The organism is Candidatus Pelagibacter sp. HIMB1542, assembly GCF_052047835.1.
Taxonomy (GTDB): domain Bacteria; phylum Pseudomonadota; class Alphaproteobacteria; order Pelagibacterales; family Pelagibacteraceae; genus Pelagibacter.
Genome location: NZ_JBNAJB010000002.1, coordinates 310,545 through 328,068 on the forward strand (window position 1 = coordinate 310,545; position 17,524 = coordinate 328,068).

General features: G+C 32.2%; 14 protein-coding genes. 1 reads left to right on the forward strand and 13 read right to left on the reverse strand.

Annotated features, from left to right (window positions below):
* Position 1 precedes the first annotated feature (1 nt).
* Positions 2 to 478, forward strand: a complete 477-nt coding sequence (locus ACTTBI_RS05910; RefSeq protein WP_440653135.1) for an RNA pyrophosphohydrolase — start codon at positions 2 to 4, stop codon at positions 476 to 478.
* On the opposite strand, the gene atpC is transcribed toward ACTTBI_RS05910, so the two are convergent.
* The 13 genes from atpC to ACTTBI_RS05975 all read right to left on the reverse strand — a co-directional run bounded on the left by atpC (position 471) and on the right by ACTTBI_RS05975 (position 17,512).
* Entirely contained in the window at positions 471 to 863 is a 393-nt protein-coding gene (atpC, locus tag ACTTBI_RS05915; RefSeq protein ID WP_440633077.1) for an ATP synthase F1 subunit epsilon, read from the reverse strand. The two genes, ACTTBI_RS05910 and atpC, sit on opposite strands and share 8 nt — an antisense overlap.
* On the reverse strand, positions 863 to 2,281 hold the full coding sequence (gene atpD / locus ACTTBI_RS05920) for a F0F1 ATP synthase subunit beta (protein ID WP_262589885.1): 1,419 nt from the start codon (positions 2,279 to 2,281) through the stop codon (positions 863 to 865). Before atpD ends, atpC begins: the two co-directional genes overlap by 1 nt.
* Before the next feature lie 2 nt (positions 2,282 to 2,283).
* Entirely contained in the window at positions 2,284 to 3,156 is an 873-nt protein-coding gene (locus ACTTBI_RS05925) for a F0F1 ATP synthase subunit gamma (protein ID WP_075506072.1), read from the reverse strand.
* A 6-nt stretch (positions 3,157 to 3,162) separates the two neighbouring features.
* Positions 3,163 to 4,698, reverse strand: a complete 1,536-nt coding sequence (atpA, locus tag ACTTBI_RS05930) for a F0F1 ATP synthase subunit alpha (RefSeq protein ID WP_262589886.1) — start codon at positions 4,696 to 4,698, stop codon at positions 3,163 to 3,165.
* Positions 4,699 to 5,256 (reverse strand): ATP synthase F1 subunit delta, encoded by a 558-nt coding sequence (gene atpH, locus ACTTBI_RS05935; protein ID WP_075506074.1) that lies wholly within the window; start codon positions 5,254 to 5,256, stop codon positions 4,699 to 4,701.
* A gap of 108 nt (positions 5,257 to 5,364) precedes the next feature.
* Positions 5,365 to 7,320 (reverse strand): replication restart helicase PriA, encoded by a 1,956-nt coding sequence (gene priA / locus ACTTBI_RS05940; protein WP_440653137.1) that lies wholly within the window; start codon positions 7,318 to 7,320, stop codon positions 5,365 to 5,367.
* A 22-nt stretch (positions 7,321 to 7,342) separates the two neighbouring features.
* Positions 7,343 to 8,743 (reverse strand): dihydrolipoyl dehydrogenase, encoded by a 1,401-nt coding sequence (gene lpdA, locus ACTTBI_RS05945; protein WP_262589889.1) that lies wholly within the window; start codon positions 8,741 to 8,743, stop codon positions 7,343 to 7,345.
* Positions 8,744 to 10,045 (reverse strand): 2-oxoglutarate dehydrogenase complex dihydrolipoyllysine-residue succinyltransferase, encoded by a 1,302-nt coding sequence (gene odhB, locus ACTTBI_RS05950; protein WP_262589891.1) that lies wholly within the window; start codon positions 10,043 to 10,045, stop codon positions 8,744 to 8,746.
* Positions 10,046 to 10,051: 6 nt separating this feature from the next.
* Positions 10,052 to 12,970 (reverse strand): 2-oxoglutarate dehydrogenase E1 component, encoded by a 2,919-nt coding sequence (locus ACTTBI_RS05955; protein ID WP_440653139.1) that lies wholly within the window; start codon positions 12,968 to 12,970, stop codon positions 10,052 to 10,054.
* Between the two features lie 36 nt (positions 12,971 to 13,006).
* A complete protein-coding gene (sucD, locus tag ACTTBI_RS05960) occupies positions 13,007 to 13,882 on the reverse strand; it encodes a succinate--CoA ligase subunit alpha (RefSeq protein ID WP_075506079.1) in 876 nt (291 codons plus the stop codon).
* The gene (gene sucC, locus ACTTBI_RS05965; RefSeq protein ID WP_440613694.1) at positions 13,883 to 15,043 is read right to left on the reverse strand and encodes an ADP-forming succinate--CoA ligase subunit beta; all 1,161 of its coding nucleotides are present in this window, start codon (positions 15,041 to 15,043) and stop codon (positions 13,883 to 13,885) included. It lies immediately after the preceding gene.
* Positions 15,044 to 15,045: 2 nt separating this feature from the next.
* Positions 15,046 to 16,008, reverse strand: coding sequence for a malate dehydrogenase (mdh, locus tag ACTTBI_RS05970; protein ID WP_440653140.1), 963 nt, complete (start codon positions 16,006 to 16,008; stop codon positions 15,046 to 15,048).
* 10 nt (positions 16,009 to 16,018) lie between these two features.
* Positions 16,019 to 17,512, reverse strand: a complete 1,494-nt coding sequence (locus tag ACTTBI_RS05975; RefSeq protein WP_075506082.1) for a CoA-acylating methylmalonate-semialdehyde dehydrogenase — start codon at positions 17,510 to 17,512, stop codon at positions 16,019 to 16,021.
* Between the last annotated feature and the right edge of the window lie 12 nt (positions 17,513 to 17,524).

Here is a 17,524-nt window from a genome sequence, read left to right on the forward strand (position 1 = left end):
AATGAAAAAAGATTTACATAATCTTCCACTAAGAAGTGGGGTAGGAATTGTTGTGTTAAATAAAGAGAACAAAGTATTTGTTGCCAAAAGAATAGATAACCCTAAAAATTTTTGGCAAATGCCTCAAGGTGGCGTAGATGAGGGTGAAGATTTTTTAAAAGCTGCTTACAGAGAACTTGAAGAAGAGACCAGTATTAAAAATGTTGAATTAATAAAAGAATTAGATGGGACTATAACTTATGAACTTCCAGATAGATTACTTGGTTTGATTTGGAAAGGAAAGTACAGAGGTCAAAAACAAAAATGGTTTTTAATGAGATTTGTCGGGTCAGATAGTGAAATAAATATCAAAACTAAACACCCTGAGTTTTTAGAGTGGAAATGGGTAGAGCTAGACAAAATCACAGACTTAGTGGTTGATTTTAAACTACACGTTTACAAAGAAGTTAAAGATAAAGTAAAAAAAATTCTTAATTAAGAGTTTTTAAAACTTCAATTTTTTGATCTACTAAATATTTAGCTTGATCATTAATATCAGACTTCCCTGCCTCTTCTTCAGCTTTTTTCAGTAAATCCTGTTGAACAGATTTATCCATATCAGACAAATTATAAATTGAGCTTGTTAGAATAGATAAATTATTATTTTTAAACTCTACTATACCATCCTCAACATAATAATTTTCATCACCAGATTTTGAACTTACTTTAATAATACCTGGTTTTAAAAATGAGATAATTGAAATGTGATCTTTTAATATCCCCATTTCTCCCTCAAAAGCAGGTACTACTACTTCCGATACATCTTCTTTGACCAAAAAAGATTTTTCAGGATTTACTATCTCAATTTTAAATTCTTCGCTCATTAAGCTGCAGCTTCTTTTTCCATTTTTTGAGCTTTTTCAATAGCCTCTTCAATTGTACCGACCATATAAAAAGCTGCTTCTGGCAAGTGATCATATTCACCCTTACAGATTGCATCAAATCCTTTGATTGTGGATTCAAGATCAACTAATTTTCCTGGTGAACCTGTAAATACTTCCGCAACAAAGAATGGTTGAGATAAAAATCTTTGAATCTTTCTTGCTCTTGCTACAACTAACTTATCTTCCTCAGATAATTCATCCATACCAAGGATAGCAATAATATCCTGAAGTGATTTATAAGATTGTAAAATTCTTTGTACATCTCTCGCAACTCTATAGTGCTCATCACCAACTATTCTTGGATCTAAAATTCTTGAAGTAGAATCTAATGGGTCTACTGCAGGATAAATACCAATTTCAGCTATTTGTCTTGAAAGTACAGTAGTAGCATCCAAGTGAGCAAATGATGTTGCAGGTGCTGGATCGGTCAAGTCATCAGCTGGAACATAAATAGCTTGCACTGAAGTAATTGATCCTTTGTTTGTTGTTGTAATTCTTTCTTGAAGATTACCCATATCAGTAGCTAATGTAGGCTGATATCCTACAGCTGAAGGAATTCTACCTAATAAAGCAGATACCTCTGAACCAGCTTGAGTAAATCTAAAAATATTATCAACGAAGAATAAAACGTCTTGTCCTTCTTGATCTCTAAAATATTCTGCAACTGTTAATCCAGTTAAAGCAACCCTTGCTCTTGCTCCTGGGGGTTCATTCATTTGTCCATAAACCAATGCAGCTTTAGAACCAGGGCCATCTTGCTTGATTACTCCAGATTCCATCATCTCATGGTAAAGATCATTCCCTTCTCTAGTTCTTTCTCCAACTCCAGCAAAAACTGAAAATCCACCATGAGCTTTTGCAACGTTGTTAATCAATTCCATAATCAAAACTGTCTTACCAACACCAGCACCTCCAAATAGTCCAATTTTTCCTCCTTTGGCATATGGTGCTAATAAGTCGATAACTTTAATACCAGTAACTAATATTTCAGTTTCAGTTGATTGATCATTAAATTCAGGCGCAGCTCTGTGAATAGGCCAGCTCTCTTTAGTTTTAACTTCACCTCTTTCGTCAATTGGCTCACCAATTACATTAATAATTCTACCTAGTGTTTCTGGTCCAACAGGTACCTGGATAGGAGCATTCGTATTTACAACTTCATCTCCTCTTTTTAATCCTTCAGTAGCATCCATTGCAATAGTTCTTACAGTAGTTTCTCCTAAGTGCTGAGCAACCTCTAAAACCAATCTATTGTCACCATTTTTACATTCTAATGCTGTTAAAATTTCCGGTAATTCTCCTTCAAATTTTACGTCTACTACCGCTCCAATAACTTGTGTGATTATTCCTTTGCTCATAATTATAAACTTTCTGCTCCTGATATGATTTCTATTAGTTCTTTAGTAATTGCTGCCTGACGACTTCTATTATATTCGATAGTAAGTTTGTCAACCATTTCACCTGCGTTTCGGGTTGCATTATCCATTGCACTCATTCTGGATCCTTGTTCGCTAGCTGAATTCTCTAACATTGCCTTAAATATTTGTGTTGAAATATTTTTTGGCAACAAATTGCTTAAAATTTCGTCTTCATCTGGTTCAAATTCGTAACTTTCATCTGAACTATTTTCACTTCCCTCATCATTTAAAGGAATTATTTGTTGAGCCTGTGGGATTTGTGTAATTACATTTTTAAATTTATTATAAAAAATTGTACAAACATCAAATTCACCTGCTTCAAATTTTTCAATAATAATTTTTCCTACTTTATCTGCATCAAAATAATTTGCATTTTTTGATTCTTTAAATGAAATATTTTCAATTATTTTATCACCATAAATTCTCTTAAGCTGGTCATTACCTTTTGAACCTACAGTAATAATTTTAAGCTCTTTATTCTCATCTAAAATTTTAGAAAAGTAACTTTTTGCTTTCTTAATTATGTTGGAATTAAACCCACCACATAGACCTCTATCTGATGTCATAACAACACAAAGATGAACTTTGTCTTGTCCTGTACCAGCTAATAACTTTGGTGCATTTTCTTTATCTGAAATTCCACTTGAAAGGTTTAAAATTACATTGTTCATTTTTTCTGAATAAGGTCGTCCTTTTTCAGCACTCTCTTGTGCTTTTCTTAATTTTGCAGCTGCAACCATTTTCATAGCCTTAGTAATCTTTTGTGTAGATTTTACACTAGCTATTCTTTTTTTTAGGTCGTCTAAACTTGCCATATCAAATTAAGATTTAAGGGTTTCCTTTAATTGAGTAATCAGTTCAACTAATAACTTTTCTTTATCCTCTTCAAGTTTTCCTGAACTTTGTATCGACTCAATAATCTCAGGTTTTTCTGATTTACATTTCTCAATGATTTTACTTTCAAAACCTGCAACATCTTTTAAATCGATATCATCAAGATATCCTTTAACACCACAGAAAACCGAGATTACTTGTTCAGCAACTGTCATTGGAGAATATTGCTTTTGTTTTAGAAGCTCAGTTAATTTTGATCCTCTATTCAATAACTGTTGAGTAGAAGCATCTAAATCTGAACCAAATTGAGCAAATGCTGCCATTTCTCTATATTGAGCAAGCTCAAGTTTCATAGATCCTGAAACTTTTTTCATCGCCTTAGTTTGTGCGGATGAACCTACCCTTGAAACTGACAAACCAACGTTAATTGCAGGTCGTATTCCTTGGTTGAATAATTCAGTTTCTAAGAAAATCTGACCATCCGTAATTGAAATTACGTTTGTTGGAATAAACGCAGATACATCTCCACCTTGAGTTTCAATAATTGGAAGAGCTGTTAAAGATCCTCCTCCATGTTCATCACTCAATTTTGCAGCTCTTTCTAATAATCTACTATGTAAATAGAATACATCACCTGGATAAGCCTCACGTCCTGGAGGTCTTCTAAGTAAAAGTGACATTTGTCTGTAAGCAACTGCTTGTTTTGATAAATCATCGTAGATAATCAACGCATGCATTCCATTATCTCTGAAATATTCACCCATAGCACAACCAGTATATGGAGCTAAAAACTGAAGCGGTGCTGAGTCTGATGCTGTTGCAGCAACAATTGTTGTGTATTCCATTGCACCAGCTTCCTCTAAAGTTTTTTGAATTTGTCTAACAGTTGATCTTTTCTGACCTACGGCAACATAAATACAATATAATTTTTGTTTTTCGTCGCCTGATTCATTGATCTTTTTTTGGTTTATGATTGCATCAACTGCAACAGCAGTTTTTCCTGTTTGTCTATCACCAATAATTAATTCCCTTTGTCCTCTTCCAATTGGAACCAAACTATCAATTGATTTTAAACCTGTTTGCATTGGTTCATTAACTGATTGTCTAGGGATAATTCCAGGAGCCTTAACCTCTACTCTGCTCTTTTGTACACTTTTATCTAATGCACCCTTGCCATCAATTGGATTTCCCAAACCATCGACTACTCTACCTAGTAACTCTTTTCCAACTGGCGTATCAACAATTTTTCCAGTTCTTTTTACAACATCACCTTCTTTAACATTTCTGTCATCACCAAAAATTACAACACCAACGTTTTCGCTCTCTAAGTTTAGGGCCATACCTTTAGAGCCATCAGAAAATTCAACCATCTCTCCAGCCTGAACATTGTCAAGACCGTAAATTCTAGCGATACCATCACCAACTGATAAAACTTGACCTACCTCAGTAACCTCAGCTTTATCTCCAAAATTTTTTATTTGTTCTTTTAATATTTTTGTAACTTCTGAAGGATTTATTTCCATTTATGCCTCTATCATTCTATTTTCGATTTGTTGTAATTTACTTTTAATTGAGGTGTCAACCATAGTACTCCCTACCTGTACTACTAAACCTCCTATTAAACTTTCATCATGTTTGTAGTTTAATTTTATTTTTGAACTAAAGTTTTTAGTTAATTCTTCCGTAATTTGTTTAATTTCTTCATTAGATAATTGTTTAGCAGATCTTAATTCGGCTTTTAGTTCTCCCCTTTTTTCTGAACAGATCTCGATGAAACTTTTAAGAATTCTTTCTACAAAAAAGAACCTTCTCTTTTGAATTAAAAAACTTAAAAAATTTTTTAACAATTGATCAAATTTATAATTTTCTGAGATTGTATTAACTACTTTTAATAAATCATCTTGGCTTGTAGTTGGATCTTTTATTAAATTTGAAAAATCTTGGCTTTGTTCTAGCAATTTTAGAACTGAGAGTGACTGCTCTTCTATTTGGGATGTAACATTGCTTTCAGTAGATAATTCATAAAGCGCAAGTGAATACCTTTCTGCTGAAGTAATTGAAAATCCTGTGTCTTTGCTCAACTTGATACCTCTAAAATGTTGAAGATTATTTAAAAATCACGCTCTAATTAGCATATGACCTTTATGTCTTCAAGTGACTGATTGACGAAAAAGTCCTCTTTTTTGGGCCTAATTGAAGTTAATTGGATCAACATCAACTGAAAGTTTTATTCCTTTAGAAAATTTGTATTTTGGAACTGATTTTGCAATAGCATTTTGCAGTTTCATAGACTTTGAGCCTCTAATTAAAAATCTGACTCTAAAATTTCTTTTTAGTCTAAATATAGGAGCTTCAACTGGACCTAATATATTCCCCTCGATATTATTTTCTAAATAATTTTTAAAGTCATAAGCCTCTTTTTCTAATTTTTTTTGATTTTCACCAGTCATAATCAGAGAAATAAATCTTTGATAAGGTGGAAGTTTATTTTTTTTTCTAATTTCTAGTTCTCTTTTTAAAAATATATCAGGATTTTTATTTGTAATTTCTAAAATCATATTTTTATTATTGTTATAGGTTTGAAAATATACTGTTGCAGGTTTTCCTGTTCTTCCAGCTCTTCCTGATAACTGATGATATAACTGCAAATTTTTTTCAGCTCCTCTTAAATCATTTCCGTTAGCTGATAAATCAATATCAACAACAACAATACAATTTAAACTTGGAAAGTGAAATCCTTTAGAAATTAATTGTGTACCAACTAATATCTCAGTTTGATTATTTATAATTCTTTCTAATTTGCTTGATGAGTCTTTTTTATTCATTGTATCACTTGAAAAAATTTCAACTTCTTTATTAGGAAATTTTTTTTTAACTTCCTCAGATATCCTCTCTACACCAGGTCCACTAAAGACAAAATTACATTCACCCTCTTTTGGACAATCTCTTTTTAAATCAGTTTTAAAGCCACAATAGTGACATAATAAATTATTTTTATTTTTATGATAAACAAGGTTGATAGTACAATTTGGACAAGAATAGCTAGTTAAACAATTTTTGCACAACGCATGAGGTGAAAAACCTCTTCTATTTAAAAAAAATAAAACCTGATCTTTTCTCTCAAGGTGAAAATTTACTTTTTCAATTATTTTATCTGATAACCAAGATTGTTTTTCAAGTTTAGTTTTATTAAGATCTATAATTTCATAATTTGGTAATGGAGCATTTTTATACCTCTCTGTAAGTCTTGATAAAGAATATTTTCCTTTTTGAATATTTTCAAAAGTTTCAATTGATGGAACAGCTGTTACTAAATTAACTGGTATATTTTCAAATGAAGCTCTAGAAATTGCCATATCTCGTGCATTATAGGTTACACCTTCATCTTGTTTAAATGATTGATCATGCTCTTCATCTACAATTATCATACCTAGATTTTTAAAAGGTAAAAATAATGATGATCTTGCTCCTATAATTACTTTAACTTCTCCATTTGATATTCCGCTCCAAATTAATTCTTTCTTTTTTTTTGAAACTCCTGAGTGCCACACAGCCGCATTAAAACCAAAATATTCATTAAATTTTTTTTCAAATTGACCTGTTAAACCTATTTCAGGTAACAAAATTAACCCCTGATATCCTTGTTTTATAAGGTTTTTTAAAGCTTCAAAATACACAAGAGTTTTACCTGATCCTGTTGTTCCTTGTAACACATGTACTCTAAAATTTTGGTTAGTGCTTACCATTTCCTCATATGCTTTGATTTGATCTTTGGTTAATTTTATAGATGTATTTTTAATCTCACTTTTAAAATTATTATAAGAACTTAGCTCCTTATTTTCTATTGCATGACTACTTAATAAAATAAGCTTTAGAGCCATTCCTTTTGGAATAATATTGTAATCTGAAAACCAGTTTAAAAATTTAATAGTATTTTTTTTTAGAGGAGTCACATCTAACTTCCTCAAAACTTTTTTTATTTTAAACGTTTTGTTGCTGTTTTTTTCAAATTCATCCCAAACTACACCTGTAATTTTTGATTTACCAAAAGGAACTTCCACATAGTCTCCCAATTCGAGATCAATACTACTTTCATAAGTAAATGGATGATCAAAAATATTAGGTAAAAGAATCGGAAATTTCATATTTTTATAATATGAAAAAAAATTAAGAGTGTATTGCTCTTTTATCTACTGATAATGCAGCTTCTTTAACTGCTTCTGAAAAAGTTGGGTGCGCATGACATGTTCTTGCTATATCTTCTGAACTTGCACCAAATTCCATAGCTACACCAATTTCTGCAATTAATTCTCCTGCGTGAGGGCCTATAATATGAGCTCCTAATACTTTATCTGTTTGCTCATCTGCTAAAATTTTTACAAATCCTTCAGCATCATCAATTGCTTTAGCTCTAGAATTTGCCATAAATGAAAACTTACCAACTTTATATTTTTGATTGAGTTCTTTTAATTGTTCTTCTGTTTTTCCTATAGATGCAACTTCTGGAGTTGTATACACGACACCAGGAATTGTATCATAGTTAACATGTCCAGATTGCCCTGCAATATTTTCAGCAACTGCAATTCCTTCATCTTCGGCTTTATGAGCAAGCATTGGTCCTACTATTACATCGCCAATAGCAAAAATATTTTCGACATTTGTTTTAAAAGTTTTGTCAGTTTTTATTCTTTTTCTTTCATCTAAATCAATTCCTACTGCATCTAAATTTAATCCATCAGTATTTGGCTTTCTTCCAACAGAAATTAATACCACATCACATTCAAAATTGTTTTTATTGCCATCTTTATCTACTGTTGAAACAACTGCTCCGTTGTTATTTTTCTGAATTGTTTCAACTTTGTTTTGCATATTAAATTTAATGCCTTGTTTTTTTAAGATTTTCATAAACTCAGATGAAATTTCTTTATCCATTCCAGGTGTAATATGATCTAAGAATTCTACAACCTGAACTTCTGAACCTAATCTCGACCAAACTGAACCCATCTCTAAACCAATGTAGCCACCTCCAACCACAACCATTTTATTTGGTACTTTTTCTAATTTTAAGGCCCCTGTAGAGGAAACAATTACTTTTTCATCAATATCAATTCCAGGTAATGAAACTGGTACAGATCCGGTTGCTATTACTGTTTTTTCTGACTCAATAATTGTCTCATTATTCTTATCATCTTTAATTAAAATTTGATTTTTTGATTTAAAGCTTCCGTGACCTTTAAAATAAGTAACTTTGTTTTTTTTTAAAAGAAATTCAACACCTTTAGTCAATATTGTTACAGCTTTATCTTTACTTTTCATCATCTTTTCAAGATTAAGTTTCACCTCACCTATCTCGATACCCTTATTGGATAAATTTTTAACTTTATGAAATTCTTCAGAGAGATTTAATAAACTTTTTGATGGTATACAGCCAACATTTAAGCAAGTTCCACCTAGTGAACCTCTAGACTCTATGCATGCTGTTTTCAAACCTAATTGTGCAAGCCTAATTGCACAAACATAACCACCAGGCCCTCCTCCAATAACTACAGCTTGAAATTTTTCTGACATTTAAATATCCAAAAATAATCTTCTAGGATCTTCTAGATTTTCTTTAATCATTTTTAAGAAAGAAACAGATTCTTTGCCATCAATAATTCTGTGATCATAAGAAAGAGCTAAATACATTATAGGTCTTATTTTTATTTCACCTTCTACTACCACAGGGCGCTCTACAATGTTGTGCATACCTAGAACACCTGATTGAGGTAAGTTTAGAATTGGAGTTGATAACATTGATCCATACACACCACCATTACTGATAGTAAATGTTCCTCCTTGTAAATCTTCAATTGTTAATTTTCCATCTCTGGCTTTTTCAGAAATATCTTTGATATTTTTTTCAATATCTGCAAATGAAAGCTCATCTGCATTTCTTAAAACTGGAACAACTAAACCTTTATCCGTACCTACAGCAAAACTAATATTATAATAGTTTTTATATATAATTTCATCGCCATCAATTTCAGCATTAACAGCAGGGAAATGTTTCAAGGCCACTACACATGCTTTAACAAAGAATGACATGAAGCCTAATTTAATTCCATATCTACTTTGAAAGTCTTGTTGATTTTCTTTTCTCATTTCCATTATATTTGTCATGTCAACTTCATTAAAAGTTGTAAGTAATGCAGCATTTTCTTGAGCTTGTTTTAATCTCTTAGCAATTGTCTGTCTTAGTCTGGTCATTTTAATTCGTTCTTCTTGACCATATTGAATTTTTCTCTCTGATGGTTTTGGATTTGCTCCCATTAGACCAATTAAATCTCCTTTTAAAACCTGACCATTTTTTCCTGAACCTTGAACTGAATTAACATCAATATTATTTTCAGTAACAATTTTTCTGACAGCAGGAGACAAAGTATCATTTTTATTATCTATTACTGGCGCTGGTTTTGGTGCTACTTCCTCAGTCAAAACTAAGGGCTTAGGTTTTTGAATTTCTGTTTTTTTATCTTCAAAAATTTCTGGTTCTTTTTTATTTGTATCTAATTTTATTACATTGTTTTCAGGAGGAGCTTCTTCAACTTGTTTGGGTTCCTCTTTTTTTTCAGTTGGTATCACTTTTGCTGAACCATTTTCTGAAACAGAACCTAATAAAGCTCCAACTTCCACTGTGGAGCCATCTTGTGAATTAATTTCTGTTAAAACACCAGTTATTGGTGATGGGACTTCTAAATTAACTTTGTCAGTTTCAAGTTCTACAATTGGTTCATCAGCCTCAACTGCATCTCCAGTTTTTTTTAACCATTTTGCAACCGTTGCTTCTGTAATGCTCTCACCAAGTACTGGAACTACTATTTTTTCACTCATTATAATTTAATCAAACACCTTATTAATTATTTCTTGTTGCTGAGAATTATGCCTCTTTGCATATCCAGTTGCTGGAGTTGCATCAGGGCTTCTTCCTATATAAGAAATTTCATTATATTTAGCCTTTAAAGTATCTAATGTCCATTGAATATAATCTCTCACTGAAAACCATGCTCCCATATTCTTTGGCTCTTCTTGACACCAAAAGAATTTAGCATTTTTGGCATAAGGTTTAAGTTCGTTTACTAAAGCTTTTGCTGGGAAAGGATAAAGTTGTTCTATTCTAAACATAATTACATCATCTCTTTTTAATTTTTCTCTAGCGTCAAGTAAGTCAAAGTAAACTTTGCCTGAGCACAAAATAACTTTTTTAATCTCAGAGCTTTCTTTAAGTTTAATAAAACCATTTGATTTTGGATCAATCGCATGATCCCACAAAACTCTATGGAAAGTATTTTGTTTGTTAAAATCCTCTAAGTTAGAAACACAGTATTTATTTCTGAGTAATGACTTTGGAGTCATTATAATTAGTGGTTTTCTAAAATCTCTATGCATTTGACGTCTTAATGCATGATAATAATTGGCTGGAGTTGTACAATTCATAACTTGCATATTGTCGTTTGAACATAACTGTAAAAATCTTTCTAATCTAGCAGATGAATGTTCAGGACCTTGACCTTCGTATCCATGAGGTAACAACATTACAAGGCCTGATGCTCTATTCCATTTTCTCTCACCTGATGCTATAAACTGATCAATCACAACTTGAGCTCCATTTGCAAAATCTCCAAATTGAGCTTCCCAAATTGTTAGAGTGTTTGGTTCAACCAAACTGTAACCATATTCGAAACCTAAAACTGCAAGTTCAGATAAAAAACTATCTACTACTTCAAATTGTTTTTGACCTTTGACAATATTATTTAATGGAATATATCTTGAATTATCAATTTGATTTCTTAGTACAGAATGTCTTTGACTAAAAGTTCCTCTACCAGAGTCTTGTCCAACTAAACGAACTGGATATCCTTCAACTAACAAAGATCCAAACGCAAGAGCTTCTGCTGAAGACCAATCAATTCCCACTCCTTTTTCAATCAAGTCTCTTCTCGCATTTAATATTTTACTAATAGTTTTATGAATATTTTTTTCTGATGGTACTGTATTTATTTTTTTTGAAATTATTTTTAATTTCTCCTCATCAAAACCTGATATTCCTCTTTTATCTTTTCCTTTCTCAGGTTTATATCTTGACCATGTACCCTCAAACCATTCTATTTTAGGCTTGTAGTCTTTTGCACTTTTATATTGATCATCTAATAAATCTTTAAATGATTTAACATTTTGATTTAATAATTCTTGAGTAATTGATTTTTCATTAACCAGTTTATTCCCATAAATTTTATATACACTTGGGTGAGATTTAATTTTTTGATACATCAATGGCTGAGTAAACGATGGCTCATCTCCCTCATTATGACCAAACCTTCTGTAACAAATTAAATCTACTACAACGTCTCTATTAAATTTTAATCTGAATTCTGTAGCTATTCTGGTAGCATAAACAACTGCCTCTGGATCGTCTCCATTAACATGTAAAATTGGAGCCTCAACCATTTTTGCAACATCAGAAGGATAAGGTGACGATCTTGCAAATCGAGGACTCGTTGTAAAACCAATTTGATTATTTACAATTATATGGATAGTTCCACCAGTGTTATGTCCTGGTAGACCTGACATAGCAAAACATTCTGCTACCACACCCTGACCGGCAAATGCTGCATCACCATGAATTAGTATTGGGATAACTTTGTTTCTCTCTTTGTCTTTATGAAAAAATTGTTTTGCTCTAGTTTGTCCTAAAACGACAGGATTTACTGCTTCAAGGTGAGATGGATTATCTGTCAAACTAACATGAACAGAATTTCCATCAAATTGTCTGTCAGAAGATGCACCAAGATGATATTTTACATCTCCAGCACTATCCTCAGAGTCATCACTATATTCACCAGCAAATTCATTAAATATTCTTTTATAAGATTTTTGTAAAACGTTAGCCAAAACATTTAGTCTGCCTCTATGAGACATTCCAATTTTAACCTCTTTAATTTGTTGTTGACCACCAATTTTAATTATTTGCTCAAGTGCAGGAATTAAACTTTCTCCTCCATCTAATCCAAATCTTTTTGTACCAACATACTTAGTTGCTAAAAATTTTTCAAAACCTTCTGCTTGAACTAATTTATTTAGAATTGCTTCCTTACCATTTTTAGTAAACTGAAGAGCTTTATCATCTTGCTCAATTCTATCTCTAAACCATTTTCTTTCATCAGGATTAGAAATGTGCATAAACTCATAACCTATTTTTCCACAATAGGTTTTTTTCATAAATTTTAAAATTTCTTTAATATTGGCATACTTTTTATTTATCACGCCGTTTAAGAAAATTTTTCTTTCATAGTTTTCTTTCTTAAAACCATAAAACTCTGGATGAAGTTCATCTAAATATTCAGACTCTCTCATTCCCAAAGGATCAAGATCAGCTAACAAATGCCCCCTTAATCTGTAAGCTCTGATTAACGCAACTGCACTTATTGAATCTTTGTTAGAATCTGCAAGTAATTGAAAATTAAATTTTTCTGAAGTATCTATTTTTTCATTATTTAAATTAGTAATTTCATTTTCATCTATTTTCTTTTGAAGCTCATCAATATTTATTTTGGTCTTTTCTGGTCCCCATGACGGTCCATTTATTTCATTAGCAATTACTTTTATTTCATCACCGATTCCTTCAAAATAATTTAACCAACTTTCAGGGAGATCTTTATCTTTGTTAATAAATTTTAAGTACATTTGCTCAATGAATGCACTATTTGATTTATGTAAAAATGAATTTTTTTCGAAATCGAGATTTTTTGATGATGACATCTTATTTATTTAATATATCCCTCTAAAAAATATTTTTCAATTAGACAGTTTATCAAATAAAGTTTTACCAATTATTGATGGTGATTTTGCGACTGTAATTCCACATTCTTCCATTTTTTTTATTTTATCCTCTGCACCACCTTTACCTCCAGAAATAATTGCACCTGCATGCCCCATTCTTCTCCCTGGTGGCGCGGTAATTCCAGCTATAAATCCAACTGTTGGTTTTTTAATCTTATGGTTTTTCAAAAATTCTGCAGCTTCCTCTTCAGCAGAACCTCCTATCTCTCCAATCATTAAAATTGATTGTGTCTCTTCATCATTTAAAAACAGATCTAAACAATCTATAAAATTTGTACCATTTATAGGATCTCCTCCAATTCCGATACATGTTGATTGCCCCAATCCATTTTCAGTTGTTTGAGCAACCGCTTCGTAGGTTAAAGTTCCAGATCTAGATACAATTCCAACTGAACCTCTTTTATGAATATTACCAGGCATAATTCCAATTTTACATTCATCTGGAGTTATAATTCCTGGACAATTTGGACCTATAAGTCTGCTATTAGACCCATCTAATTTTTTTCTAACCTTAAGCATATCTTGAATTGGGATACCTTCAGTAATGCAAACAATTAATTCAACAGATGCATCGATAGCTTCTATAATTGCTGCGGCAGCAAATTTTGCAGGCACATAAATCATAGTGGCATCTGCCCCAACTGCATCTTTAGCTTCAGCTACAGAATTAAATACAGGTCTGTCTAAATGCTTTTGACCTCCTTTTTTAGGAGTAACACCTCCTACTAAATTTGTTCCATATTTTATTGCTTGCTCTGAATGGAAAGTTCCATGTGCACCTGTAAAACCCTGACAAATTACTTTAGTTTCTTTATTAACTAAAACTGACATTTATTTAATAGCCTCAACAATTTTCTTAGCAGCATCATCTAAGTTCTCTGCTGAAATTAATTTTAAACCTGAATTATCTAAAATTTCTTTTCCTTCTTTAAAATTTGTCCCTGCAAGTCGAACTACTAAAGGTACACTAATATTAATTTCTTTTGCAGCGTCCACTACTCCTTGTGCAAGCACATCACATCTCATTATTCCCCCAAAAATATTTATCAAAATTCCCTTCACATTTTTATCTGAAAGAATAATTTTAAATGCTGCAGAAACTTTTTCTTTTGAGGCTCCACCTCCTACATCTAAGAAATTAGCTGGCTCTTTACCATATAATTTGATTATATCCATAGTTGCCATTGCTAGACCTGCACCATTAACCATACATCCAATACTTCCATCTAACTTGATATAAGCTAAATCATGTTTGCTAGCTTCAATCTCAGTAGGATCTTCTTCATTTAGATCTCTTAATTCTAAAATTTCAGGGTGTCTAAATAATGCATTAGAGTCGAAATTAACTTTCGCATCTAAACAAACAATCTTTCCCTCTTTTGTTAAAATTAAAGGATTTACCTCAACCATATTAGCATCTGTACTAATAAACATTTTATAAATCGATTTGATTAGTAAAATTGCTTGATCTTTTGCATCACTGTTTAAATCAAAAATTTTAATTACTGACTCACAATCTGCATCTGATATTTCTTCAGCTATATCAACTTTAGTTGTAATAATTTTTTCTGGATTTGAGCTTGCTACTTCTTCAATATCCATTCCACCTTGGTCACTTGAAATAAATGCGATCTTTGAGCTCGCTCTATCAACTAAACATGATAAATAGAATTCTTTTTCTATATTAGAGGATTCTTCAACATATAATCGCTTAACTTCTCTTCCTTCTGGTCCAGTTTGATGAGTTACAAGTGTTTTTCCAAGCAACTCATTTGCTGAATTTTTTAATTCCTCAAGTGTATTAAGAATTTTAACTCCTCCAGCTTTACCTCTACCACCAGCATGAATTTGAGCCTTTAAAACATACTTTTCAGTTTTTAAATTTTTTGCTTTTTCAATCAAGTCATCAACATTTGTTGAAAAAAATCCTGCTGGAACTATTGCTCCATATTTCTTTAAAATTTCTTTCGCTTGGTGTTCGTGAATATTCATTATTATTTTGAAAGATCTGGATCTATTTTAGAGGCAGCTTCCCAAAGAGCTTTTACAGCATCAATAGAGTGCATAAACTCTTTATTTTCTTTTTCATCTAAATCCACTACTTCAATTTTCTCAACTCCATCTTTACCAATTACAACTGGTACTCCAGCATAAACATTTTCTACTCCGTACTCACCATTTAACTGTACTGCGCAAGGTAATAATTTTTTTTCATCTTTTAAATATGATTCAGCCATTTGAACTCCCGATGCTGCAGGTGCATAAAAAGCAGAACCTTTTTCTAAATACTTAACAATTTCTGCTCCACCGTCTCTAGTTCTTTGATTAATTTCTTCAACTCTCTCTTGAGAAATCTTTCCCTCTTTCACAAGATCCAATAAAGGTTTGCCAGATACTTTTGTAAATCTTGGCATTGGAACCATAGTATCTCCATGACCACCCATAACCATTGCTTCAATCTCTCTCACAGGCACACCAAACTCTAATGATAAAAATAGTTTAAATCTTGAGCTATCTAAAATTCCTGCCATGCCGACAACTTTATTTGCAGGCAAACCTGAAAACTTTTGAAACGCCATAACCATTACGTCTAAAGGGTTGGTGATACAAATTACGAAGGCGTTCGGAGCGTTTTCTTTTACTCCTTGAGCTACCTGTTTAATAATTTTTAAATTTATACCAAGAAGGTCATCTCTACTCATTCCTGGCTTTCTAGGAACTCCTGCTGTAATTATAACAACATCAGAATCTTTAATATCTTTATAATCGTCTGTACCTGATAATTTTACATTAAATCCATCAACTGATGATGATTGAGCTATATCTAAAGCCTTTCCTTTAGCTATTCCACTTGCAACGTCAAATAAAACAACTTCATCAACAAGCTCCTTTATTCCGATTAAATGTGCTAATGTTCCACCTATTTGGCCTGCGCCAATTAAAGATATTTTTTTCATTTATTTCCTCTTATTTCATTGTTGGCATTACAAATTCTGCGTTTGTACGCACACCTGAAGGCCATCGTGATGTTACAGTTTTAAGTTTAGTATAAAATTTTATTCCTTCCATGCCATGCATGCCACTATCTCCAAATAATGATCTTTTCCAACCACCAAAACTATGAAAGGCCATAGGAACTGGAATTGGAACATTGATACCAACCATTCCTACTTGAATTTTACTAGCAAATGTTCTGCCTGCATCACCATCTCTAGTATAAATACTTACTCCGTTTCCGTATTCATGATCATTGATTAGTTTTGCAGCCTCTTCAAAAGTTTTAACTCTAACTACAGATAGAACTGGACCAAAAATTTCTTCTTTATAAATTCTCATGTCTTTATTAACGTGATCAAATAAACAACCACCTATATAAAATCCGTTTTCATAACCTTGGAGTTTTAAGTTTCTTCCATCTACAACTAATTTAGCACCTTCTTCAACTCCTAAATCAACATAACTTTTTACTTTTTCTAAATGTTCTTTTGTAACCAGAGGTCCCATCTCTGAAGTTTTATCCATACCAGGTCCTACTTTTAAGGCCTCTGCTTTTTTTGAAAGTCTTGAAACTAGTTCATCACCAATATCTCCAACAGCAACAGCAACAGATTGAGCCATACATCTCTCACCTGCAGATCCGTAAGCTGCACCCATCAATCCATTTACTGCACCATCCAAATCACAATCTGGCATGACTACTAAGTGATTTTTTGCACCTCCAAGTGCTTGTACTCTTTTTTCATTTTTAGCTGAATTTTCGTAGATATATTTTGCAATTGGAGTGGATCCGACAAAGCTTACAGCTTTAATATCTTTATTTTCTAAAATTGCATCAACAGCTTCTTTATCACCATTAACTACGTTAAATACTCCCTCGGGTAATCCAGCTTCACTAAGTAACTCTGCTAATCTAAGTGGACATGAAGGATCTTTTTCTGAAGGTTTTAATATAAATGTATTTCCACAAGCAATTGCTATTGGAAACATCCACATTGGTACCATTGCTGGAAAATTAAATGGAGTAATTCCAGCTACCACCCCCAGAGGTTGTCTCATTGACCAACTGTCAACATTTGTTCCAACATTTTCTGAATATTCACCTTTCAACAAATGAGGAATTCCACAAGCAAACTCAACTACCTCAAGCCCTCTTGTTAAAGATCCTCTAGCATCCTCAAAAACTTTTCCATGTTCTGATACTATTAGCTTTGTTAACTCATCAGAGTTTTTTTCTATTAATTCTTTAAATTTAAATATTATCCTTGCTCTTTGTAAAGGAGGTTTTGCAGACCAAGTTTCAAATGCTTTTTTGGCTGCTTCTACAGCTTGATCTAAATCAGATTTACTTGCAAGTCTAACCTCAGATTCTTGTTCTCCTGTTGCAGGATTAAATACTTTTCCTTTTCTATCAGATGAACCTGGAATTATTTTTCCATTAACGAAGTGCTCTATTAATTTCATGAATACGGTCTT